The sequence below is a fragment of the Vibrio syngnathi genome (assembly GCF_002119525.1).
GTDB classification, from domain to species: domain Bacteria; phylum Pseudomonadota; class Gammaproteobacteria; order Enterobacterales; family Vibrionaceae; genus Vibrio; species Vibrio syngnathi.
Map to the genome: position 1 here is coordinate 455,347 of NZ_CP017917.1, position 24,814 is coordinate 480,160.

At 43.5% G+C, this 24,814-nt stretch carries 21 protein-coding genes and 1 pseudogene; 14 read left to right on the top strand and 8 right to left on the bottom strand.

Annotated features, from left to right (window positions below):
* Positions 1–8 precede the first annotated feature (8 nt).
* Positions 9–740: a dipeptidase PepE gene (gene pepE / locus K08M4_RS16950; RefSeq protein ID WP_012600367.1), complete on the top strand. Its 732-nt coding sequence runs from the start codon at positions 9–11 to the stop codon at positions 738–740.
* 311 nt (positions 741–1,051) lie between these two features.
* Positions 1,052–2,053 (top strand): gluconate operon transcriptional repressor GntR, encoded by a 1,002-nt coding sequence (gntR, locus tag K08M4_RS16955; RefSeq protein WP_086051500.1) that lies wholly within the window; start codon positions 1,052–1,054, stop codon positions 2,051–2,053.
* Between the two features lie 128 nt (positions 2,054–2,181).
* Here gntR and K08M4_RS16960 read toward each other — a convergent pair whose 3' ends face one another.
* The 3 genes from K08M4_RS16960 to K08M4_RS16970 form a co-directional block, all read right to left on the bottom strand.
* On the bottom strand, positions 2,182–2,964 hold the full coding sequence (locus K08M4_RS16960) for a siderophore-interacting protein (protein ID WP_086050741.1): 783 nt from the start codon (positions 2,962–2,964) through the stop codon (positions 2,182–2,184).
* A gap of 204 nt (positions 2,965–3,168) precedes the next feature.
* Positions 3,169–4,647 (bottom strand): peptide MFS transporter, encoded by a 1,479-nt coding sequence (locus K08M4_RS16965; protein WP_086050742.1) that lies wholly within the window; start codon positions 4,645–4,647, stop codon positions 3,169–3,171.
* A gap of 395 nt (positions 4,648–5,042) precedes the next feature.
* The gene (locus tag K08M4_RS16970) at positions 5,043–6,413 is read right to left on the bottom strand and encodes an L-serine ammonia-lyase (RefSeq protein ID WP_086050743.1); all 1,371 of its coding nucleotides are present in this window, start codon (positions 6,411–6,413) and stop codon (positions 5,043–5,045) included.
* Between the two features lie 375 nt (positions 6,414–6,788).
* On the opposite strand from K08M4_RS16970, the gene K08M4_RS16975 reads away from it, so the two are divergent.
* Entirely contained in the window at positions 6,789–7,667 is an 879-nt protein-coding gene (locus K08M4_RS16975; protein ID WP_086050744.1) for a YdcF family protein, read from the top strand.
* 212 nt (positions 7,668–7,879) lie between these two features.
* On the opposite strand, the gene K08M4_RS16980 is transcribed toward K08M4_RS16975, so the two are convergent.
* Entirely contained in the window at positions 7,880–8,134 is a 255-nt protein-coding gene (locus K08M4_RS16980) for a putative hemolysin (RefSeq protein ID WP_086050745.1), read from the bottom strand.
* A 370-nt stretch (positions 8,135–8,504) separates the two neighbouring features.
* Between K08M4_RS16980 and K08M4_RS16985 the strand changes: the two genes are divergently transcribed.
* The 7 genes from K08M4_RS16985 (at position 8,505) to K08M4_RS17020 (ending at position 18,390) form a co-directional block, all read left to right on the top strand.
* Entirely contained in the window at positions 8,505–9,023 is a 519-nt protein-coding gene (locus K08M4_RS16985; RefSeq protein WP_086050746.1) for an NUDIX hydrolase, read from the top strand.
* Between the two features lie 546 nt (positions 9,024–9,569).
* Positions 9,570–11,681: an LruC domain-containing protein gene (locus K08M4_RS16995; RefSeq protein ID WP_086050747.1), complete on the top strand. Its 2,112-nt coding sequence runs from the start codon at positions 9,570–9,572 to the stop codon at positions 11,679–11,681.
* 12 nt (positions 11,682–11,693) lie between these two features.
* A complete protein-coding gene (locus K08M4_RS17000; protein ID WP_086050748.1) occupies positions 11,694–12,227 on the top strand; it encodes a hypothetical protein in 534 nt (177 codons plus the stop codon).
* A 226-nt stretch (positions 12,228–12,453) separates the two neighbouring features.
* Positions 12,454–14,217, top strand: a complete 1,764-nt coding sequence (locus K08M4_RS17005; protein WP_086050749.1) for an ABC transporter ATP-binding protein — start codon at positions 12,454–12,456, stop codon at positions 14,215–14,217.
* Entirely contained in the window at positions 14,211–15,980 is a 1,770-nt protein-coding gene (locus K08M4_RS17010; RefSeq protein ID WP_086050750.1) for an ABC transporter ATP-binding protein, read from the top strand. The genes K08M4_RS17005 and K08M4_RS17010 overlap by 7 nt, the downstream gene beginning before the upstream one ends.
* A gap of 160 nt (positions 15,981–16,140) precedes the next feature.
* On the top strand, positions 16,141–16,980 hold the full coding sequence (locus tag K08M4_RS17015; protein WP_086050751.1) for a tetratricopeptide repeat protein: 840 nt from the start codon (positions 16,141–16,143) through the stop codon (positions 16,978–16,980).
* Between the two features lie 144 nt (positions 16,981–17,124).
* Complete coding sequence (locus K08M4_RS17020) at positions 17,125–18,390, top strand: peptidoglycan DD-metalloendopeptidase family protein (protein WP_086050752.1); 1,266 nt, start codon at positions 17,125–17,127, stop codon at positions 18,388–18,390.
* A 226-nt stretch (positions 18,391–18,616) separates the two neighbouring features.
* Here K08M4_RS17020 and K08M4_RS17025 read toward each other — a convergent pair whose 3' ends face one another.
* Positions 18,617–18,937, bottom strand: a complete 321-nt coding sequence (locus K08M4_RS17025; protein ID WP_004730185.1) for a heavy metal-binding domain-containing protein — start codon at positions 18,935–18,937, stop codon at positions 18,617–18,619.
* Positions 18,938–18,965: 28 nt separating this feature from the next.
* Positions 18,966–19,232 (bottom strand): annotated as a pseudogene (locus K08M4_RS17030) (LysR family transcriptional regulator); the annotation flags it as partial.
* A gap of 192 nt (positions 19,233–19,424) precedes the next feature.
* Here K08M4_RS17030 and K08M4_RS17035 point away from each other — a divergent pair.
* The 4 genes from K08M4_RS17035 (at position 19,425) to K08M4_RS17050 (ending at position 23,011) form a co-directional block, all read left to right on the top strand.
* The gene (locus tag K08M4_RS17035; protein WP_086050753.1) at positions 19,425–20,171 is read left to right on the top strand and encodes a phosphatase; all 747 of its coding nucleotides are present in this window, start codon (positions 19,425–19,427) and stop codon (positions 20,169–20,171) included.
* 144 nt (positions 20,172–20,315) lie between these two features.
* Positions 20,316–20,711 carry a cytochrome b562 gene (locus tag K08M4_RS17040; RefSeq protein WP_017100642.1) on the top strand — a complete coding sequence of 132 codons (396 nt, stop codon included), beginning with the start codon at positions 20,316–20,318 and terminating at the stop codon, positions 20,709–20,711.
* 302 nt (positions 20,712–21,013) lie between these two features.
* Positions 21,014–21,364 (top strand): hypothetical protein, encoded by a 351-nt coding sequence (locus K08M4_RS17045; protein WP_086050754.1) that lies wholly within the window; start codon positions 21,014–21,016, stop codon positions 21,362–21,364.
* 111 nt (positions 21,365–21,475) lie between these two features.
* Positions 21,476–23,011, top strand: coding sequence for a PepSY-associated TM helix domain-containing protein (locus K08M4_RS17050; RefSeq protein WP_086050755.1), 1,536 nt, complete (start codon positions 21,476–21,478; stop codon positions 23,009–23,011).
* 131 nt (positions 23,012–23,142) lie between these two features.
* Here the strand turns inward: K08M4_RS17050 and gloA2 are convergent, their stop codons facing one another.
* Both gloA2 and K08M4_RS17060 read right to left on the bottom strand, forming a co-directional pair.
* Complete coding sequence (gloA2, locus tag K08M4_RS17055) at positions 23,143–23,526, bottom strand: SMU1112c/YaeR family gloxylase I-like metalloprotein (RefSeq protein WP_086050756.1); 384 nt, start codon at positions 23,524–23,526, stop codon at positions 23,143–23,145.
* Entirely contained in the window at positions 23,526–24,458 is a 933-nt protein-coding gene (locus tag K08M4_RS17060; protein WP_086050757.1) for a LysR family transcriptional regulator, read from the bottom strand. The genes gloA2 and K08M4_RS17060 overlap by 1 nt, the downstream gene beginning before the upstream one ends.
* Positions 24,459–24,814 lie beyond the last annotated feature (356 nt).

Consider the following 24,814-nt stretch of genomic DNA (forward strand, 5'->3'; position numbering starts at 1 on the left):
AGGTTGTAATGAATGTAATGCTATTTAGTAACGGTAAGTTACCAGGTGACACATCACTTTTAGAGTATGGTAAAGAGTGGATTCGTCCAATGATGGAAAAAACTCAGCCTAAAAAAATGTTGTTTATTCCATTCGCAATGATTCGAGGGCAATACTCAGATCGCACGCAACAATTGCAGCAAGTGTTCGATGAATATGATTGCGAAGTGGTGAGTATTCATGAAGCCGAAGACCCAGTGCAAGCCTTGAAAGAGGTTGATGGTATCATCATTAGTGGCGGTAATACGTGGGTGCTTAACCGTATGCTTCACGACCTAGGCTTGGTAACACCGATGCGTGATGCTGTGATCAACAAAGGTAAGCTGTTTATTGGTTGGAGTGCGGGAACAAATGTCGCAACCCCAACGATCCGTACCACTAATGACATGCCAATTGTCAGTGCTGCTATCTTGCCTGCGCTTAATTTTGTGCCATTTCAGATCAACCCTCACTATATAGAAGCATCCATTTCTGGGCATATGGGCGAAACACGTGATGAACGTATTGAAGAGTTCTTGTGTATGAACCCAAGTGAAGTCGTTGTTGGTATCCCTGAAGGGACGATGCTGCAAGTGTGTGAAGGAAAATTAACGTACCACACCGCGACAGGCAAGCCAATGAAGCTCTTTAAGCATGGTCAACTTGCTGAAACGTTCACGGCGGACAGCGATCTTGCATTCTTGATGGACATCGGTTGCTAGGTAACGAATAGAGACAGGCTACTGCCTCTTTAATAGGGGTAGGCTATGTACGCAACTGCAATGGGTTAAGATAAACCCCAATCTTGATCATCTTAGGTTGGGGTTTTTAATACGTAATATACACATCAAGTGTAAGTTGAGAACTTATTGAACATCGTCTTCGAAAAGAAGTATTGTTAGTTTTATTAGTGGTAAAGCGACGTGTGTGTTTATGATCTGATATCAAGTTTTAGGTGTTTAGTTCTTCTAAAGTAGTCGAAATTCGTTACTATGTTACCAGTAACATTAATCGTAACCATGATGCTGTCAGTATGCTAAGTAAGAAAAAACGCCCCACATTACAAGATGTTGCCAACCTAGTTGGTGTCACCAAAATGACCGTCAGTCGCTGTCTAAGAGACTCTTCACAGGTATCAGAAGCACTGCGAGATAAGATCAGCGCTGCAGTAGACGAGTTAGGTTACATCCCTAATCGTGCGCCAGACATTCTTTCTAACGCAAAAAGTAATGCTATCGGTGTTCTTGTTCCCTCGTTAACTAACCAAGTTTTCGCCGAAGTTATCCGTGGCATTGAACAAGTTACCGCGCCTGCGGGCTACCAAACCATGATTGCCCACTATGGCTATAGCGCTGAACTGGAAGAGCAGAGCATCGCTTCACTGCTTTCTTACAACGTTGATGCGATTATCCTTTCAGAAAACGTGCACACTGATAGAGCGCGTAAAATGCTGCAGACTGTTTCTATTCCTGTGATTGAAATTATGGATTCGGTGTCTCCCCGTATTGAACAAGCAGTGGGCTTTGATAACTTCGAAGCGGCTAGAGCGATGACCAAAACTATGCTCGACCGAGGGCGCACCAATATCGCTTATTTAGCTGCTCGAATGGATGAGCGTACTCGCTTGAAAATGGCGGGCTACGAGCATGCAATGCAAGAAGCCGACAAAACACCAGTAACGCTGCAAACGGAAGACGCTTCCTCGTTTACTCTTGGTGCTAAACTGATTGGTGAGCTACTTGAGAAACACCCACAAGTGAATGGCATTTTCTGTACTAACGATGATTTAGCGATTGGTGCTTTTTACGAGTGTGTACGACGTGGTATTCAAGTACCCGAGCAGATGGCGATTGCAGGTTTCCACGGACACGACATCACAGTGGCGATGACGCCTCGTTTAGCGACTGTAGTAACACCAAGGGAGCAGATTGGTAAAGTCGCTGCACAGCAAGTTGTAGCGCGTTTACAAGGCAACAAAGAATGGGTGGCGAAGCTGGATCTCGGTTACGAGATTGAAGTGGGTGAGAGTATCTAATTTTACATGTCAGCTTTGCTCTTCATTGGATTCAAACTAAAACGCCCTTAGCGATACGAATTTCGTTAAGGGCGTTTTCAATTTGTCTTTCTCTGCTTTTAGGAACAAGGCTTTTGTAGCAAGGATCTTTAACCCACTAAAGCTTGAGCATCTTGTTGCTTCAACACTTTGTGGCCGTCTTCAGTGACGCCACGCTTCCAATAACTGCTGATGTAGATGTTCTCTTTCGCGACTTGTTTTTCGTTTCGGAAGTATTGTCTCAGCTCGCGCATGCTTTCAAACTCACACGCTGTCCAAATTGAAACCTGACCGTCTAACCATTCTAAATTGCGAACCGTTTGTGAAAGTGTTTCTTCAGTTTCATCTTCAATTAACCAAATGACTTTTATACCTTGAGGTGCTTCAAGCGTTTGTTTATCTGCTGCTGAGTTGATCTGGATGACGGCATGGCCTACGGCGTGTTCTGGAAGCGATTTTACTTTTGCAGAGAGCGCAGGTAGGGATGTCATGTCTGCAACTAAGAAGAACCAGTCTGACTCAAGGTTAAGTCCTTGAATTAAACCTGGGCCAGCCACTGAAACTGTGTCACCCACTTTCGCGTTCATTGCCCACCGTGCTGCAAAACCACACTGCAAATCTGTAGTGATGTGGCGAACGAAATCAACCTCAATCCAGTTTTCTACAGGGTTGTACTGACGAATGGTGTAAGTGCGCATGGTTGGGCGCTGACCATCATTGAGTTGGCTTAAATCAGCTGTGCCGAGTGGCGAGAATAAAAGCTTGATGTAGCCGCCGGCACATTCGGTTGGATACTTACTTAATCCTTCACCGCTAAGCGTTATACGCTGCATGTTCGGTGTAATGGTTGAGGTTTGAGTAACAGTTAATGTGATAGGGCTAGGCTTGCTCATATAAGGCTCTCTTAGATTTTGATTTTCACATCATAATCCTGAACATGAAAACACTCAATAATAATAGTTATCATTTACTGTAATTTACACAGACGCAACGTAACTTGAATCACCTATCTATTTAGCCTGGCTCCATACCAACCAAAAAAGCCCTTTAGGAAACTAAAGGGCTTGAAGTGTTAGCGCTATTTAACGTGAGCAGAATTAGCTGTTTGCTTGCTCTAGTTCAATCGTCTCATCTGCGGCTTTCGCTGCGTCTAGCATCTTACGAATAATGAACGATGCTGCCATTGCGATACCCACCATTACAACCGCTAGAACAGTCAGCATTTGGAAGTAATCACCGTAAACCGTTTGAACGATCTCTTGTGTGATCTCTTGGCCTTTCTCAAGTGCAATAGACGTTGAGAATACAGCACCAACAATGCCTGACATTGCGATTGCTACAGAGAATAAGCTCACTGAGAAGTTCTCGATGTGCTTAGGTGCAACAGACAGAATGAAGGCTACAACCATAGAACCAACAATAACTTCACCAAATGCTAGGAAGAAGTGGATTGCTAAGAACACTTCAGGGCGAATCAGAATATCTTCACCTACGGTCGTTACTGCCATCGTTAAGATACCGAAAGCGATCGCCGTCAGAATGAAAGAGAAACCTACTTTGGTTGCGGTAGAGAAGTGAATGTTTTTCTTTTCTAACTTAGAGAAGATACCCGTAATAATAGGGCCTGCAACCATACACCAAAGTGGGTTCATTGCCATTGAAGCTTCTGGGGCTACAGGGATGAAACCTAATAGATCGCCACGCATTGTGTTGATCGCTACCATTGTCATCGACGTCATCATTTGGCCGTAGTAGACGAAGAAACATGTTGTCAGGAATGTGATGATTAAGATCGTACCCATCTTCAGCATGTCTGACTTCTTCGATTTCATCATCAAAGAGACAAAGTAGACGATCGCTGCACCACCAATTGCGTAAACAATGTTCTGGCCGATATCCATGTTAGAAAACATGAAGAATACCAAGCCAATCATCGCAGCAGAAAGACCAAGGAACGCAGCCCAGTTTTTAGTGCTTACTGGTTGTTGATCGATTTCAGCACTTGCTTCAACAAGGCCCTTGCGAACAAAGAGCATCATCAGAAGTGCAGCACCGGCTAGAACACCTGAAAGAAGAAAGCCACCGTGGAAACCGACAACCAGCACTAGCATTGGGAACAGGTATTGACCTAATAGAGCACCAATATTGTTTACTGAGTAGTTAATTGGGTAGCAATTTTCGAAATCTTCTTGAGTTTTGAACGTGCGTTTGTAAAGACTAGGGTAAGAAGGGGACATCAAACCACGCGCATAACTCGCTAAAGCAATACCACATAAAGCCATTGGAACATGAGTCGCTGCGGCACCTAGTACCAGTAGACCGTAACCACTTGCGAATCCGAGAAAGGCAATGGTCAATGATCGGTATGCGCCTAAAAATTTGTCGGCGATGAAACCGCCTGCGATAGCAAATAGCGGTCCGATTGCAGAGAAAGCACCAACAACCATCATGGTGTCGGCTTCGTTGTAATTCAGATCTTCAAGGAAGAAACGAGTCAAGATCACCATGACGCCATAGAACGAAAGTCCGAACATCATCTGGCAGAACATCATTGATTTGTTTAATCTATTCCACATTATTTTATTCTCACATTTGTGTTGATATGTAGTGTAATTACCCAATTATAATATCATTAATAGCAATACATAAAATGAAACATTTGCTGTGTTCGTTACTTTGCTCTCTATATCTTTTCTTATCGGGCGATTCATTTTTCTCATGCGTTAAATATGCAATGTTAGATTTTGCTAGTGGATGGTTGTGTAAATGTCGGTCAGATTTATTTGTTGCTAATCCGAGCGCCAAGAAAGGAAAGTTACAGGTGGTAATCTTGTAAAACATTCAGTGAATATCAATTTCAATCAGCTGCTGGATTTTAGCCAATAAAAAAGCCAGCTTGGTGGCTGGCTTTGTTTGGGAATCGAACTAAAATGCCGTCTCTACGGGGCTTTCTCGACTCGTGTTTTAGCTGTTATTCACAAGGTGGAGCCATGTGGATCACGGCCAAGCCACCTAAGGACGTTTCACGGTACTTCTTGTTCATGTCTTTACCTGTTTGGTACATGGTTGCGATAACCTTGTCTAACGAGATAAGGCACTTGCTGGTACGTTTCAGCGCCATACGTGATGCATTGATTGCTTTCATCGCGCCCATTGCATTACGTTCAATACACGGTACTTGAACAAGACCACCGATTGGATCACATGTCATGCCTAGTGAGTGTTCCATAGCGATTTCAGCTGCAATACAGATTTGCTCGTTGCTACCACCGCGTAGGGCGGTTAAGCCTGCTGCTGCCATTGATGAAGATACGCCAACTTCGCCCTGACAACCCACTTCTGCACCAGAAATCGAAGCGTTGGTTTTGTACAAGATGCCAATAGCGCCAGAGACTGCTAAAAAGTCTTTCAACTGCTTGGTGTCTAGCTCTTTGATGAAGCGGTGGTAGTACATTAGTACCGCAGGGATAACGCCAGCCGCTCCGTTAGTTGGCGATGTTACGACTTGTCCACCCGCAGCGTTTTCTTCACTAACAGCAAAGGCAAATAGGTTAATCCAATCCATGATCTCCATTGGATCGTTTTCAATCGAAGCATTGGCCTCAAGCTTTTTCAAAAGAGCAGGGGCTCGACGCGTCACTTCTAGACCGCCATCAAGGATGCCTTCGGTGTCGAAGCCTCGCTGCATGCACAGAGACATCACCTTCCAGATTTGGTCTGCTTTCTGGTCAATCGCATCCATACCTTGGAAAGACACTTCATTACGCAGGATTAAGCCTCCAAGGCTAAGTCCTTGTTGCTCTGATAATTCAAGTAGCTGGTCAGCAGAAGTAAAAGGGAACTCAACTTGCGTTTTCGCTTCTTGCTTGCCATTTTGTAGCTCATCAGCGGTTGCGATAAAGCCACCACCAATTGAGTAATATGTTTCCATCTCTAAAAGACTACCGCTTGCGTCAAAGGCAGAGATGGTCATGCCATTTTCATGCAGCGGAAGGTTGGTTTTATGGAACAGCAAGTCGCTTTCTACGTCGAAGTGAATTTCATGGTTACCGCTAACCAGTAGAGACTTATCTTCAATTGCTTTACGCATTGCTTGGTTAGCACTGGTAATTTTAATGGTGTCGGGGCGGTTACCGAGTAAACCTAATAAGGTCGCTCTGTCTGTATGGTGACCAATACCCGTTAATGATAACGAGCCGTATAAGTCGATTTGAATACGCTTTACTTGTGTAAGCTGAGCATCAATTTTTTGGGTAAAGTTAAACCCAGCGATCATTGGTCCATTTGTGTGGGAGCTGGACGGCCCAACCCCAATTTTGTAGATATCAAAAATAGACAGCATAGTAACTTCCTGTGAAGACGGTTCGATGTACGAACTCTGTGTAAAATTTGTATTTTGTTAGTTCCACTTCTTTGAGTGAACCTGTTATTTGGGTGAAACAGTGCCTTGTCTGAAACAGTGCTTCGATTGAGCTGGTTCTTTGCTTAAAACGTTTCTTTTATTGAAACTGGTGTTAATGAGCATAGAACGATGAAATACAAGAGCGTGCTATGTTTGCTTTAAAGCGACACGTCTATTCTTGTATGACCCGAGATGTTGCTATCAATAGTGAGCATTATTGAGAGCAACATGTAAGAATTTCAAAATACTTTTGTTAATAAGTATTGTATACATAATTCACTCCATCTAATCACTAAAACGAGACTTGAACATAAAATGAGCATTATTCACCTCCTTATTGTGCTAGGTAAGCGACTTCATGAGAATAAATTGACTAATGAAGGAATCAGTCGAGTTGATGCTTTAGTTGAGTATCTGTCGGGGCCTTTGGCTGAAAAGTCGAACCAACAAACGGCTGTGGCGTTCTGTGGTGGGGTGACACAAGGGCAAACCGTTTCTGAGGCCGATATGATGCACGAGTATTTTCGAGAGCTTGAAAATCAACGTGAGTATCCGCTTCCCATAGGGGCGGTTTTACTTGAGCAGCATTCGACAAATACGGTTGAGAACATTCAAAACTTGGCCTCAGAGATGATTAAAAGTGGGCTGTTTACACGCGGGCAGAGTGTGAAGGTGACGTTCGTTTCTAATGACTACCACTTACAACGTATCTTCGAGATTCAATCACTGATGGACGAGCAAGGTTTGCTTAAGGTTTTGGTCGAGAAGTGCTCTGCACTTGGGGTGGATCTACAAATAGATCGTCAGCTAGAGGCTCATGTTGCGGTGCCATACCCTCATCAAACAGAGCAAGGGCAATTGTTTCTGTTAATGGATGCCCTGACGACCTACCGAGTTTATCTTGAAGGTGTCTCTGTGGGGGCATTTAAGAGAGATTTGGATTCAGTAAGAAGAGAGCCAGAAAGGTTGTCTCTGGAAGCCTTGCTAGCGGCAAAAGAGTTAGTCGGGCGTTCATCTCATTTTGATATCGTAGAAAGTTTGCTTCCAGTGTTGGAGACTTGCATCCAAAATACCCCAGTCGGAATCGACAGAGAAAAAGTTAGGGAGTACCTAGCATTGCTCGATACTAACCTGACTTTATTGAATCGTTATTTAGATCCAGAATCAGATCACACACATCGCTGGTGGAGATAGCGAAAAACACCAATATTAGCGACACGTATAGGTAGCTAAAAGGTGCTTTGTGTATATAGGTGCTGTGTGTATAAAGTTGAGGTGTATAGGAAGGTAAACTGACCGTTCGATAGCGGACAGTTTACCTAATGTCATGGGATTTGATTGGGTGGAGTTGGTGAAGGGTTAACGTCGTGTATAGGTGCGACGTCAACAGTTCACGATATCGCAGTTTAGCTTTCTTCTTTTTGCTCATGGTTGTTGCGGTAGTATTCCCATTGCTCGATACGTTCGCCGTCATTAAATACGCAATAAGTAGTGCGTTGATTGTTTTCAGTTACGGTTTCTAATTCACCATTTTGTTGAACACAATAAACCGCGGCTGGGTTAGCGACTGAAACACGTTGTCCTTCGCTATATTCTGCATAGTCGTTTGCACAACCGCCCAACACAACGGCAAATACAGCCATCAAACCAATTTTCTTCATGTTTATCTCCTATGTGATAACTCTATAATCGAATGCGTTAAGTTCTACAGAACCAGATTAGAAGCTCTATGAAATGAGTATATTTTAGATTTCAGAAAAGGTTGTTCTAATTTGGTCAAGATATTGAAATAGGTTGATATTTCACTATTTTTAACTGCTTTCTGAGTGTTTGATCAAGCTGGCATAGCTGAGGCTCTAACAGGAACGGTCTCTGTCAATAAGACGCTACTTGATGGTTATTTTGACTCGATGGCCGTGGGCAAACAGCGCTCAAAATCAGAGGTTATGTGTTCTTACAGGGGACGGAGAACCTCGAATCTATTGATGATTATGATATGATGCCGCCAAATTCAGTAGAGCAGTCAGAATCATGAGACACCTAAAAACCACTATTCATCCTGATATCGATCACCTAGACAATAAGACGGTATATAAGCGCAATGCTGCACGTGCCATTGTGTTAGATGGCGAAGATATTTTGATGCTTTATACCGAGCGTTATCACGATTACACCATTCCTGGTGGTGGTTTGGATGACGATGAAGATGTGATCGCAGGTATGGTCCGTGAGCTTGAAGAAGAGACAGGTGCGAAGAACATTCACAATATTAAACCGTTCGGTATTTTTGAAGAGTTTCGCCCTTGGTATAAAGATGATGCGGATATCATGCACATGATCTCTTACTGCTACTCATGCAAGATTGATCGTGAGCTTGGCGAAACAGCTTACGAAGATTACGAAGTGAAAAACGGGATGAAACCGGTGTGGATGAATATCCAAGAAGCGATCGCACACAACGAAAAAACCATGGCTGAGAGCCCTAAAAAGGGCATGAGCATTGAGCGCGAAACCTTTTTGCTGCATCTAATCGCAAAAGAAAAGCTGTAACCCTTTTAATCAATCAAAACTGTTTAAAAGCAGAGCGTTTTTAAACAGTTTTTGCTCACCATGAACTAACAATAATTCCTCCCTCCATTAGTTGAGCTAACCCATCGTAATTTGAGTTTTCAGTAAAATATCTCCAGTCCTTAAGCACGCCATCTAGTTTTCCGACAGCATAAAACGTGGCTGCATCTAACAGACTTTCAAGTTGACTTATCTTTCATCCAGTTGGCTAACCTCTCATCAAGTTGGCTAACCTTCATCAAATTGATTCTTATTTTGAAGAAAAGACCGTTTTATTCTTACTGTAATTTGAATTGAGAAAAATAAGTCTTATTTTTCAATGCAATAAGGTGATTTCAAAATGGTTGAAAACTTGGCTTCTCTTTTGCTTCCTTGTATTTAGCAGCTCGCTTTATCGGCACCAAAACAATAAACAAAGATGCGAATAGTTTGTTTCAGAGTTAACGGAGACGCATCGTTAACTTGCCGTTCAGAGTTCACACACTTTTCAAGGAAATCGCTCATGCGAAGAAGAAGTCGAGGTTTACTATGAAATACAAGCAAGTTATTTATCTTATGACGGCAGTGGTCAGTGTTCCTACCTACGCGACGACCGTGGATTTGGACTTTTCAAATCATGTAGAGGCGACGAACGGCAGCAGTTCATGGGCTGGGCCAACCTACGACGGGGCTTCGATGCACTTCCTCAATGTTGGATCGCATGATGGGAAAACAATAGATGCCAAAGTGTCTAGTAGTGTGTTCGGTGATGCGACATTTCTGTTTCATGCTCCGAACTACAAAGTTGGTGCAGTACAGCCCTCAGGAGATATTGGTTTTCTCTATCAAACTAACTCTGCGGGCTCTGCTGGTCTAACCTATACGTTTGAATTTTATGATGGTACGGATGGCCTGTCAGGTACGTTCTCAGTGCCTTATACACTTCCCGAATTTGATATGATTGGCTACGACATTGATGGCGAACCCGTGCAGTCGGAGCAAGTCAGAGTGTTTAAAAGTGAAGGTTTCTACAGTTATCAACTTGGTAGTGCAAGCGCGAGTTTAACGGCGGAAGAGAGTGCTGATGGAACGTCGGTGCTATTCACTGGCCCAGGTACGAACTATTCCGAAACCGACACCTCCGGGGCTGTAAAATTCACCTACAAGAATACCTCGATTGTAACTCTACAATTTGAAACGGTTACCAGCAGTGGCAGTAGTTTCCCCAACCCAATATTCTCGGCATTTGATGGTAATTGGGATTTATCTGGATTTACTACGCCAATAGAAAGTTCAGATGAATCTGATTTTGGTGACGCGCCTGATAGCTATGGAACGTTGCAGGCGAGCAACGGTGCTGAGCATGCGATATCTTCCACACTGTATTTAGGCGCTAGCGTTGATGCCGATACAGATGGCCAACCTGGCGCATCATCCAACGGCGACGATTTGGACGTTGGCGGAAATGACGATGACGGAATTGCATTGTTGACGAACTTTGAAATCGGCCTAGACAGTTTAATTAATGTCAACGTTGTCGGGAGTGGTTACCTGCAAGCTTGGGCTGACTGGGATATGAATGGATCTTTTGAGGATGACGAGCAGATATTAAAAAATCATTCTGTTGTCGACGGAAGCCAAGTCGTCCCTATTCGAGTGGGTGATGATGCTGTCGTTGGGAGCGTGCAAACTCGATTCCGTTTAGCGAGTAGCCCTAACATTCCGAGTGACGGTTACGTTGGTGATGGTGAAGTTGAGGACTACGTGTTTAACGTTACGGATCTTGGCACAACGGTTCAACATTCGAATTACTATACAGCGGCCTTCGAAGATAATTGGCCAGAAGTTGGTGACTTCGACTTAAATGACGTTGTGGTTTACTACCGCACCACCATTTTAAGTAAAGATGACGCAGTGCTGCGAATGGATATTACGGGAACCATAATGGCCTACGGTGCTTCTTATGGTAATGGATTGGGATGGAAGCTTGATGGCTTCGATGAGTCAGATGTCGATCTTCAAACGGCTCGAGTACAAAAGAATGGCGCGACTCGGGTAAATATTTCGCCGTTTACGGGTGAAGACAAAAGCGTTGCATCGCCAGGAGGAGACCTCGTTGTTGTCGCGTCGTTGAACCTAAAAAATGATCTGCCGATTAACGGTGAGTGTATGTTCCACCGTACTAATCCTTCTTGTAGTCCGACGTTAGAAGCTGACCAAATGACGTTCAGTATTTCTCTGCCGTTTGCTTCTGGAAGCGAGCCCACAGCGAGTTCACTGATGCCATTAAGTGGCTTCGACCCATTCATCTTTGGTGCGGGAGCGGGTTATTACCATGGTGACAGTTTCTCTACATCGCCGGGGAAAGACTTAGAAATCCATACTGCGGACTTCCCACCAACGTCGCGTGGCACGTTAGTGAGTGATTTCTATGGTATTGCACAAGATGATTCAGACCCGTCTAGTGATAAATACTACCGAACGACACAAAACATGCCTTGGGGTATCTTAATTTCATCACCTTGGAATCATCCATCAGAATACATTGATGTTAGTGAGGTGTACCCCGAGTTTGCTGAGTGGGCTACATCAGGCGGTGCTTCAAAACCAACGTGGTACCAAAACCCTAACGCCGATAAAACTTGGTCAACGGAAGATTAATCAGGAGGATTTATGAAAACAATCAAACTAATTTTGAGTGGTGTAGGCTTTGTATTCCTTTCAGCTTGTGGTGGCGGAGGCGGCGGTGATAGTACCGCTTCATCTCCAAGTACTGTCGCTCCTCCGAGCAATACGACAGCTTCGGTCTCCGCCACTCCACCGAGTAATTCGACCGTTGGTAGCAATAACGTGGTGACACCTGCTCCAGTGGTGGCAACGCAGTCTATTAAATCATCTGAGTTATCTATACCGGAAGGTTTTGACTTTTCTACAGAGAGAGAAGTGTCTGTAAGAGTAGACGTAGCAAGCTCGCAAAGTTCTCGAGGTTTCGTGAGTATTTATACAGAGTTCAATGGTGATGTTGTCGATTACACCTCACAAGTGTTGAGGAGTCCAATCAATCAAGATATTGAGTTCTCTACAACTCTCCTTTTACCCAATCATGTAGATAAAGTATGGGTTGAAGTCTGGTATCCGTCGGCATTGGGAAGCGAAGTGAAACTCCTTGTGAATATTGAGAACGACAACGTAGACGTCACTCTTTAATTTCTCTCTTCTACTAAACAAAGTTACCGCCATTTCGGCGGTAACTTTGTTTTCGGCGCTTTTGTTGTGAATTTTTCTAACATCGAGACCTGAGATAACCTGTATAAAATGAATGGAGTGATATTATCAATCCGGTGTTTTAGGTGTATCTTTACTTAAGTGACGCTCATTTCTAGCTTTACGAAATCACCAAAACTCGGTGAGCCTGCCCTAAACAAAGAAGACTATGAATAAAAGACAGTTTGTTGCCCATTATTTGCGCATGAATCGCACCTCGTACTTACTGGCGATTGTGTTCATTTTTCTCGTTAACTGGTTACAGGTAGAGATCCCTCGTTATATCCAACTTGCCATCGATCTTATTGAGGATGCTTCAACAACGGGCCATCAGCAGCTTCAAACCTATGTTTGGATCGTGGTCGGTATGTCGGTTGCCATGGTGGTGGTGAGAATTCTGTCTCGTATCTATGCGCTTAATCCGGGGCGAATTACAGAAGCAGCGCTCAAAAGCACACTTCTACAAAAGCTAAATCGCTTACCGAGCAGTTTTCATGAACGCTTTGCATCGGGTCGGCTAATTTCAATCATAAATAATGACCTTAGCGGCATCCGACTGATGTTTGGTGTGGGGTTTCTTCAGTTTTTCAACGCGTTACTCGCGCTATCGCTGACACCTCTTTATATGTGGCGTATATCACCAGAACTCACACTGTATTCGATTATTCCTATCTCAATCGCTTTTGTGATTTTCCGAGTGGGCTTCAAGCGTATGAAAATACTGCATTTAGAGCACATGAAACGTCTACAAAACTTGTCTGCTCAGCTAATGAGTTACCTGTCTGGGATTGACTTGATTAAGAGCCAGCAGATGTCACCTTGGGTCAAAGCTGAAACTGAAAAGCTTAATCAGTTATTACTTGAATGCCGCCTTAAAATTACACGTATTCAAGTCTTCTTTATGCCAGTACTCGACTACGCCAATGACCTGATGAAAATCATCATTCTAGGGCTTGGTGGCTACATGCTAATGAGACAAGAGCTAACCCTAGGTGAGATTACCGCCTTTCTGACTTATTCGGTTTTGTTGGCAATGCCATTGATGCAATTAGGCAGAATCGCGACCATTTATCAGCGTGGCATGGTAGGTATTCAAAGTGTACAAACCATTCTTAATGCCAAAATTCCAGAGCTTGATGAAGTTAAGCTCACTGAGCTAGATGTTGAATCGCTGAAGGGAAAAACGTTCTCTATTCGCAACCTCAGTTTCAGCTATTCAGGTGAAGAGCGTCTGATTCTCGATGACATCAGCTTTGACATTCCAGCAGGTAAGAAAGTGGGTGTGCTAGGCGGGATCGGAGCGGGCAAAACGACATTAGTGAATTGCTTGAACCATCATTTGGATGTGCCACAAGGTTCTATTTTCTTTGGCGAAAGAGATGTCACTAGCTTCTCTCGCAGTGATTTACGTCGTTATGTGAAAACAGTGACTCAAGATCCTTACCTGTTTTCAGCAACCGTTGAAGACAATATCCGCTTTGGTAGCTTAGATACTGACTTGGCAAAGAGTCAGGTTGATGAAGTGCTGGAGCTCAGCCAGTTGGCCAGTGACGTGACACGTTTTGAGCATGGAGACCAAACCTTAGTCGGTGAGAAAGGGATCATGTTGTCGGGTGGTCAGAAACAGCGCTTGAGCATTGCGCGATCTTTATTGCAACCCACCGACCTGATCATCATGGATAACGTTCTATCGGCTGTCGACTATGAAACAGAACGTAAAATTTTAGAGGGCTTGTTTAAACGCTTGGAAAATCAATCGGTACTTGTGGTTTCACACCGTGTTAATGCCCTTGAATATATGGATGAAATTATCGTGTTGAACGAAGGTAAGGTGATTGCGAAGGGCGACCACGCGACGTTATTGAAAACGTGCGATTACTATTACGATACATGGCAGTTACAGCAGAATGAAACGGAGGCAGCAGCATGTTAAAAGGTGTTGACCTCAAGTACCTCAAGCACTTTTTTAAGTTTGCTAAGAAATACAAACGCTCTGCGATTCTGGGCATTGCTATGCTTCCGCTCTCTGTCATTACAAGCCTATTGTTTCCTTGGCTTATCATTCAAGTGATTGATGTACATCTGAGCCATGGGGATATGGATGGACTGCTCGAATATGTCTTCTATCTAGTTGCTGTGCTGGTGGCGAGCTATGTGGTGGATACCACCTATTCGTACAACCTACGAAAAACGGGGCAGTACACAATAACCGACATGCGTTCAGTGTTGTTTGATCGCGTACTTAAACTACCGCGCCGCTATTTTGATAACACACCGATTGGCGTCACGCTTTCACGACTAACCAGCGACTTGGAAACCATCGGCGAGACGTTTGTTCAATCGGTTGTTGGCCTAGTGAAGGACAGTATTAACACCATTGCGCTATTGGTGATGATGTTCTTCATTGATTGGCAATTAACCATGATCGTTTTGATTATCATGCCACCAGTGATGTATTTGACGGTGTATGTGAGAAACCGACTTCGTGAACTGTACAAGGTGACTCGTTCTTCGCTCGCTCGTGGTATTGGCTTTTTACAAGAAGTCTTATTTGGTATGAAAACCGTTCAGATGTACCGAGCGGAAGATCAAGTAGAACAGCGTTACCAAGGCTATACCAATGAGTTTTTAAGAGCGCAGAAAAAGATAAATAAATACGATGCGATCTTGTTCTCGTTTATCTCTGGCATCACCTCTATCACCATCGCAATTATGATCTGGTATGGTTCTGAGCAAGTGATAGAAGGGGCACTCACGTTGGGTGTGCTAATTGCGTTCATCAACACCTTAGAGAAAGTGTTTGTTCCGATCCGTGATTTTACTTCGCAGATTGCTTCGATTCAGAGTTCATTTGCAGCGTTTGACCATATTGAAGAGCTGTTTGTTGAGCCGACTGAAGAAGAAGGGCGTAACCTGTTGCTATCGAGCAAGGTTGAAAAACAGCTCGAACAGTTTGTGAGCCTAGAGTTTAAGAACGTGAGCTTCCGCTACAAAGACGACTCTCCATACGTTCTAAAGAATGTCTCGTTTTTATTGGAGAAAGGGCATCAAATCGCGCTTGTGGGTTCGACCGGATCTGGCAAGTCGACGATTCTGCGTCTGATCTCTAAAACCTACCAAGACTATGAAGGCAGCATTTTGTTGAATGGAATAGAGCTGTCGCAGATCTCAAGCGAAGACTCTGCTCATTTGTTCTCAATGATGATGCAAGACGTGCACCTGTTTGAAGAGACAATCCAATTCAATATCGCGCTGGGCAAAACGCATCTATCTAGAACTGAGGTTGAACAAGCAGCACGCTATGTGTACGCCGATAAGTTTATTGAACAATTGCCACAAAGCTATGACTTCCATTTAGAAAAGAACGGATCCAACCTTTCTGTGGGGCAAACGCAACTTATTTCGTTCGCTAGAGCGGTTGCTCAAGGTGGACAACTGATGATGCTTGATGAAGCAACTAGCTCGGTGGATTCAATCACCGAAGACCTCATCCAAAAAGCAATGCAGCGTCTGTTTAAGGACAAAACCGTGATTGCGATTGCACACCGTTTGAGTACCGTTCGTCACTCAGACACGATTCTTGTGTTGGAAAAGGGTGAAATTGTTGAACAAGGTAACCATCGACAGCTGGTGGCACACAATGGAATTTATGCAGGGTTGTTGGAAGAGTCGGTGGTTGAAGGAATCGAGTGTTAAAAGAGTCGATGGTTGAAAGAGTCGATTGTAGAAGTGAGTGACATTCGAGCTATGTATAGCTATTAACTAATACGAATAAGCCAAACTTGTCAACTTCCTAGCTTGTGTGACTATTACAAGATACAGTTAGCTTAAAGATAAAATATATAAGGAATTTATAATGCTTCGAATCTTATTGATTGCAGTTATCTCGGTGTTCAGCACGATGAGTTTTGCAAGCGAAGAGGTTAAGTACTCAGATCAAGAATACTTGGATAGACCATTGATGGAACGCTACATCTTAGATGAGTTGAAGCAGTTACGAATGGAACAGCAGGATCTTGAAAGACGTTTGACCATTCAGATGACCGACCGTGAGTTGTCTGTGGCAGATAAGTCTTTGAACTACGCTAATGTCACCGTGACGTATTTTTTCTATATCATTGCAGGTGTCGCTTCGCTTATTGCTTTGGTTGGTTGGCAATCCATCAAAGAGCTTAAACATACAACTCAAGACATGGCTGATAAGCGACTTAATTCTATCGCTCAAGATTATGAGAAGAAGTTTAATGTTCTTGAAAGGGATCTTAAGCGCAAGACCAGAATCATTTCCGACAACAACCGAGAAATTGAAATTATCAATGAGATTCATAACCTCTGGTTGAGAGCACAGAACGCACAAACGGCAGAGCAAAAGATTGAAATCTACGATGAAATACTAAAGGTTCGTCCTGGAGATTTAGAAGCACTAACTGCCAAAGCTGACGCTGCGATGGATATACAGGAATACCATTGGGCAATGAGTCTTTGTAACCGTGTATTAGAAGTCGATGACCAAAATGCTCATGCCTTGTACCAGCGCGCTTGTGCCTACGCTAGATTAGGGGCAGAGGGTCAAGCTATCGATGACTTAGATCGCGCTATAGAAGCTAGTGGTTCAATGAGAGAGTTGCTAGCTGAAGAGCCAGACTTTGAGATGCTACGCGGCTTAGATCGTTTTGAAGCGCTTTGTGAAGAGTAATGTCACATAAGGTGGTGGGCTTCACTCGCCCATCATACTTTTACTATTGGTACCGAACGGTTTCTTATATTCCGTCTGTTTTTATTACTTAATTGCTATGTTATAACATTCACAAGCTTCCTTGTTATCACTGTTAAGTATTTTATGAATTTCATCCGTATAGGCCTGATCCTTATTGCTACCTGCGCATTCTCACTTTCAGCTTTACTCCATTTTCAATCCGAACCAGCAAAAGAAATTTCAATTCAAGTCACCCCTTTCGAAAGTTTACCTGCTAATGAAGAGCAGTCATTAAGCTCAGAATCAAGCTCAAGAACACTTGTGAAAGTTCATTATTTCGTGAAGATAGGCGACACGCTCAGCAACATATTCTCATCATGGAAACTGCCGTATGGGACTGTTCAGAAGGTGATGGAAGCGGATCTAGAGTCTTTGAAGCTCGACACAATAAAGCCTGGTGATCATCTGGAGTTGCTTTTAGATGGTGATTCGAAAGATTTAGTGAAACTGATTTATCATGAGAGTTTGGTTGAGCAAGCTGTCTTTACCAAAAATGATGCTGGAAGTTTTGACTATCAATTCCATGAAATGCCCGGCGAATGGAAAGAAAAGCTCTATACGGGCACCGTTCATGGCAGCTTTTCAACGTCAGCATACAAAGCGGGATTAACAACCGCGCAGATCGCAAATATAACTCGAACGTTAAGAGACAAGATTAACTTCTCAAAGCAGTTAAGAGCGGGTGATGAGTTTAATGTGTTGGTCAATGAGCAATACACAGGCGACCATCTAACAGGAAAAACAGAGATCCAAGGAATATCGATTATGTTACGAGGTAAGGAAGTGGCCGCGTTTCTAGCCTCGGATGGGCGCTTCTATGACAGAGGTGGCAATAGCCTTGAACAAGCCTTTAATCGATATCCGGTAGATAACAAATTCCGAAGAATCACTTCGTCATTCAATCCATTCCGAAAACATCCTGTGACTGGACGTGTATCACCGCATAATGGCACTGATTTCGCGACTCCGGTAGGTGCACCGGTTTATTCCACCGGAGACGGTAGAGTTGTAGCACTTCGTGACCATCCATACGCAGGGAAATACATAGTGATTGAACATAACAGTGTTTACAAAACTCGCTATCTGCATTTGAGTCGATTCTTGGTTAAGAAAGGGCAACAGGTTAAGCGAGGTCAGAAAATTGCCTTGTCTGGTGCTACAGGCCGCTTGACGGGGCCTCATTTGCATTTTGAAGTGCTGGTTCGAGGAAGAGCTGTAGATTCGATGAAAGCCAATCTACCTTTAGCGAGTTCTATCTTGCCTGAAAATAAGGGTGAATTTTTGGCGAGAGTTGCGTCGTTTGATGAGATGCTCTCTGAGCAAAAGGTTACACGAGTTACGTCAGGCTAAGTGTCAGCTGATAAATGTTCAAACCCTTTGGCGGCTAATCACCAAAGGGTTTAAATAATCTAATAATCTAATAATCTAATAATCTAATAATCTAATAATCTAATAGCCTAATAGATTAAGCCCTTAACGTGTCAGGAGTTCATGTGTTTAGGTCTTAAATGACTAAATGACTAAATGACTAAATGACTAAATGACTAAATGACTAAATGACTAAATGACTAAATGACTAAGCAACGACAACCGCTGTGCCGCTGGCGGATACCATCAACATGCCATTACCTGTTCCCAATACTTCATAATCGATGTCGACACCCACCACCGCGTTGGCACCCGCTTCAATCGCTTTCTGTTCCAACTCTTTGAATGCGTAGTTACGTGCTTTTTCTAATTCTTTTTCATAGGTGCCAGAACGTCCACCTACAAAGTCTCGAATACCTGAGAACATATCTTTGAAAACGTTGACCCCTAGAATGGCTTCTCCGGCAATAACCCCTTTGTAATCGACAATACGCTTGCCTTCGACTGATTGTGTGGTGGTAATAATCATAATGGCCTCTTGTAAGCTTGCTGAGCAGTTACTCACTGTATGGATTGATAGTTTGGTCTTGTTCTTGAATGTCATGGCTCCGTGTTGTCTCTGAGCGTGTGAATTCATGTCTTAACCATGTTCTCAGTTTTAGCACACTTTCTTGTTTTAATTTGTTTTTTGGGCAAACAAAATAGAAATCTTAGTGTGGATTAGAGACGGGTTCGCCAAGTTCCACGAGCATCCCACGGCTGATGTCGTCTTTTACAAACAAGCGATGGGTGACCAACCCACCTAATGAACGAATCGTAGCTTTATGGTGATGTATGAATGAACCACAATAAACTCTTATGTTTGGGTGCTAATTGTCACTTTCAACTGATAAACTGGTCAAATTGTTGCCACGAGGCACTTATTTTCAGAAAAGGGTACAGGTACTCCTTTCTAGAAGAGGCTAATAATTTTTTCTGAAAAACGTTTTTTGACTAAGCGAAGAGAGCATTGATTCATGGAACTCAAAGTAGATACTCACACCCACACATACGCAAGTGGTCATGCTTACAGCACATTGATCGAAAACGCTAAGTCGGCAAAGCAAAATGGTTTGGCTATGTTTTGTACCACCGACCATTCAGAATCCATGCCGGGCGCGCCACACTATTGGTTCTTCAGCAATCAGCGTGTGCTCCCTCGTTTTATTGAAGATGTCGCCATTATCCGTGGTGTCGAGTCAAATATCATGAACACTCAAGGTGAAATCGATATTCACCCGAGTGTGGATAAGAACTTGGATTGGGTGATCGCGAGCTTTCATGAGCCAGTATTTCGCCCATCGGATGTCACTACCCATACAGAGGCCCTCGTGAATGTGATTAAGGGCGGTCGAATCGATGCACTTGGTCACTTAGGCAATCCTAATTTTGATTTCGATTTTGAAGCCGTTATTCAATGTGCAGTTGAGAACAACGTGGCGATTGAAATAAACAACACCACACTCAAAGGCAATAGCCGTGTGGGTAGTGTTGACCGTTGTTACGAGATCGCAAGAATTGCTAAAGCGAAAGGTGCGTTTATTACGACAGGTAGCGATGCGCATTTCTGCATAGATGTGGGCGGGTTGGATCTCGTGTCTTCACTACTTGATGAAGTGGGCGTGGATTCGAGTAAAGTGATCACTCATTCGCCACAGCAATTCCTAGCCTTTTTGGCCTTGCGTGGTCGTAATGAAATCCCAGAATACTCACCGCTTGTTTAAGAGAAGGTCGGCGGGTTTGCATTTCGACACAATCAATTTTTGTGCCTGACAGATTTTTGTATACACTAGCCGAAAATAATAAAGTCGAAGTGCCTCAACAATGATGGCGCTATCTTCAAAGACATCGCTTCACTTGGAGAAACAATGAAAACTCGCTCAATCCTTTTATCTGGTTTAATCGCTGCTTCAGTATTGTCTGGCAACGCATTTGCTAATGTAGACCTTAAGAAAAACATGCAAGAAATGAAGCTTGCGTTCAAACAAGCGGCAGAAGCTCAAAGCATTGAAGAGATGCAAAAGCCTATCGTTCGTTTAGATACGCTAGTGGCAGAGCTGAAAACGGGTGTTTACCCAGTCGAAAAAGAAGATAACTTCATGGAAGGCTTCAAAAAGATCAGTGCATCACTGGATAGCATTGAGCAGAAGCTAGACCAAGGTGACTTAGAGTCAGCACAGCAAGAACTTCGTACTATTGACGGCCTTCGTGAAGAGTACCACGAGAAGCGGAACCCAAGTATCTGGAGCAAGATCTTCGGTTAATTCGTTAATCAAGACAGTTTGTTAGATACGCATCAAAGGGCAAAACCTTAAGATTCGATCTCTAAAACGCCGCCTTACATTACCCTCTTTAGAGTAAGGTGTAAGGCGGCGTTTTTTATTGTCTCTGTCTCGAAAGTCTGCTGCAAAGAATTGAGAGATACTTTCTTAGCTCTAATGTTGTAACCAGTTTTTAACGAAAAAGAGTGTGCGTTAGCTTCAATTTTTTAACTTGCTGTTAATCTTTACGTTTACCTATATTTCAAGTGCCTCATAATAAGGGGAATTTATAAAGATTTGGAATAATGCGCCGAACCTCGTTCAACTTCTCCATGTTACTTGCAACAGCATTAAGCTGGGCGTTGGTAACATTAATGCCTGTTATCAATGCTCATGGTAATAGTGCGGGAGTATGGGCGTCGTTATGTACGGTTAATGGCTTTGAACTGGTTCAAATTGAAGAAGGCGAACCTAATACTCATAAAGGAAAGCCGTGTCCGTTTAGCCATTTTTCCACGTTTCACCAAGATGAACTTCCCACTACACTACTAACAACTCGACTGAGTTTTGTTGTCTCAGACAGCTACGCTTTTTTGGCTCTAAGCGAACGCTACACGAGACAAGCCCCTCGCGCCCCTCCCTTTGTTGTTGCTTAAACCTAACCCATTAAAATAATTAAAAAATAAAGTATTAAGTAAAGTTAAACATGCTCAGATTACTTTCTGATTTTTCAGAAGGTACATTTGCGTGTGTCAAAGGAAATTATAATGTTGAGAAATGAATCTCAAACCCCTGCGAAAGCACAAGCGACTTCGCAACCTAAAAGCAGTGCAACAACCGGTTCGGAAACCAATATAAAAAGAAAAGACCGCAATAAAACCCTCTACTTCCTCACATGGCGCTGGCACTTCTATGCTGGCTTGTTTGTAATCCCGTTTATGTTGATGTTGAGTATTACTGGCTTGGTGATGCTGTTTGATGATGAAATCGAACTTGCTTTCCATCACGATGCTATTGAGATTGTTGCATCGGGCGAACCAACCGAGGTTTCACAACAGTTAGCTGCAGTGCAGAATCAATACCCACAAGGTAAGGTTACGCAGTTTACTCCGAGCAAAGCGCCTGATCTGGCTAACCGATTTTCTGTATCACTTGAAGATGGCACTTCCGTTTTCGCCACGGTGAATCAATACACTGGCGAAGTGGTCGGAGAGATTCCACGTAGCGACAGCCTTTATCAACTGGCGAATGACATTCACGGCACTTTATTGATTGGTGATTGGGGTGATTACCTAATTGAAGTCGCAATAAGCTTGTCTATTCTGTTACTCATCAGTGGCATTTACTTATGGCTTCCTCGAGATAACGCGAGCCGCGCTGGTTTTCTTAAGCTTCGATTTGGTTCAGGAACGCGTGTTTTAATGCGTGATCTGCATGCGAACATCGGTGGAACACTGTCATTCATTTTTCTGTTATTTATTCTATCAGGATTATCATGGACAGGTTTTTGGGGCGGTAAGCTAGTGCAAGCATGGAGTACTTTTCCTGCTCAAATGTGGGATGACATTCCTCTGTCTAACGAAACGCATGCTTATTTAAATCACGGGTCTGAAGAGGAAATGCCTTGGAACCTAGAGCAAACGCAACTGCCTTTGTCTCAAGATAAGCCAGCAGAGCGCGTCCAGCAAGTAGAAGAAGCGTCTGAAGCTCATGATCATTCTAAGATGGGTGAGGATCATTCTCAGCATGTATTATCTGCGAGTAATTTCTCGATTGATGATGTGATAGCAAAAGCTCAATCTCTTGGTTTTACGCAATATAAAGTCAATTTCCCGCGATCAGAAACGGGCGTTTACACCGTGGCTGCCAATACCATGGGCGGTGACATTATCGACCCAACCCAAGATCGCACGACTCACCTCGACCAATATTCAGGGCGCACCCTAGGAGAGGTGACGTGGCAAGATTACAATTTATTCGCCAAAACATTAGCCGTCGGTATTTCTCTGCACCAAGGTGACATCAGCATCATCAACAAGCTTCTAAACGCGTTGTTCTGTTTGGCATTCATTGTGGTGTCAGTGACTGGTGGAGTAATGTGGTGGATGCGCAGACCTTCAGGCCAAAGTAAGTTGGGAACGCCACCGAAGTTTGGTGATGCAGGCTTATGGAAAGCGGGTTTGGTGACTGTGGTTGTTATTTCGATATTGTTTCCACTCGCGGGTGCGACGATTGTGACTGCAATGCTAGTGGATTGGTTACTGTTTTCACGCGTTGAGAAATTCAAGACGGCATTGAGTTAATTGACACGTAAACGGACTTTCTCGACTTGAGAAAGTCCGTTTTATTCATCAGATGGGCGATTCCTTTGTGAGGAAGACTTTTAGACTTGATACAGCGCTAGATTTGATAAAGCTCTAGGTTTGATAAAGCTTTAGATCTGATAAAGCTCTAGCGGCAGGCCGTCTGGGTCTGCGAAAAACGTAAATGATTTCCCCGTATACTCATCAACTCGAATCGGTTCGACTTCAATGCCTTGTCCTTCCAAATAGCTTTTGACATGTTGAACGTCATCAACACAAAAAGCCAAATGTCTCAGCCCTTGAGCTTCCGGAAAGCTTGGTCTTTCAGGTGCGTCAGGGAAGCTGAATAATTCTATTTGAGCGCCATTAGGCAGAGCCAAGTCAAGCTTGTACGACTGGCGCGCTTCACGATAATTCTCCGCAATCACTTCAAGCTTTAAAACTTCTGTATAAAAGCGTTTAGAGACTTCGTAGTCTGAGCAAATAATGGCGGCGTGGTGTATTCCTTTCAGCATTAGTTTATTTCTCCTGCCAGCTTGTCACCCAAGTGTTCCATCGCGTAATCAATGAATACACGCAATCGGGCAGGCATGTACTTGGTTTGAGCAAACTGCATCGCGATAGCGCCATGGTAATTACTCTTGATGGTCCAATCTTCCAGCACTTGCACTACAGAACCTTCAGCCAATGCATCTTGAATCACGAAGTCATGGAAAATACCCACGCCAAGCCCTTCTTTAACACCTTTCAATCGCATCTGAGAGTGGTTCACAGCGTAACGTCCGCTGACGGGGACTGTGTAAAACTCATCATCTTTAAGGAAGTCCCAAATGTGGTCTTTATCTGTTTCTGCAAGGTATAAGCAGTCGTGCTCAGAAAGCTCGGTAGGGTGGTGAGGAATTCCTTTGGCATCTAAATAGTCGGGGCTCGCACATAACACGAGGTTTGTTTTTCCGAGTTCTTTCAATACCAAACTCTCGTCAGGCTTGTCAGTAAGACGAAACGCAATGTCGATGCCTTGGCGCAATATGTCGATGTCGCCATCGGCGGCTCTTAACTTGAGTTGAATCTCTGGGTACTGATTCAAGAATGGAACAACGAAAGGCTGTAGCACGGAGTTCAAGAAGGCTTCTGGCGCCGCTACCGTTATAGAGCCTGCAGGTTCAGTATGGTCGGAGGTAGAAAGCTCAACCGCTTGTTGCGCCGCATTAATCATGACCACGCTTTGGTCGTATACCAACTGGCCTGCTTGCGTGATGAGCAATGTACGAGTGGTTCGTTCGAACAGCTTTACTGAGAGTGCTTTTTCTAGACGTGTGATCAATTTACTCAACGCTGAAGGTGTAACGCCTAGCTGCTTTGCTGCGGCGGTAAAGCTACCCTCATTCACAATTAAGATAAACGAGGCGAGATCGGGAAGTAGGGCGATGAGTTTTGGGTTAATCATAAGTATCCAGTTAGACTAATTTCAACGGTGACCATAACCTTAATTGTGATTGATCTATTCTGATTTGTGAATCAATTTCATTAATTGATACGCGCAATAGTAGCCGTGATGGAAGCCGTTCTTTTGTTGTTCCTATTTCAAATTACTCAGTTATTCAGATCTCAAGTCAATATGGCGATTCTGTTGCTTCCAATTGGTTGTTAGATGCTTTTGTTATATGAATGTAAATACTTGTAGTTACTTGTTAAATTTAATTTAAACGGTGTTAGTATCCTCCCAACTTGTGCTGAATCGAATCAGCCATATTTCATCGTTCGAAGAGAACTTTTAACTTCGAGTTCGGAAGAGCAAAACAT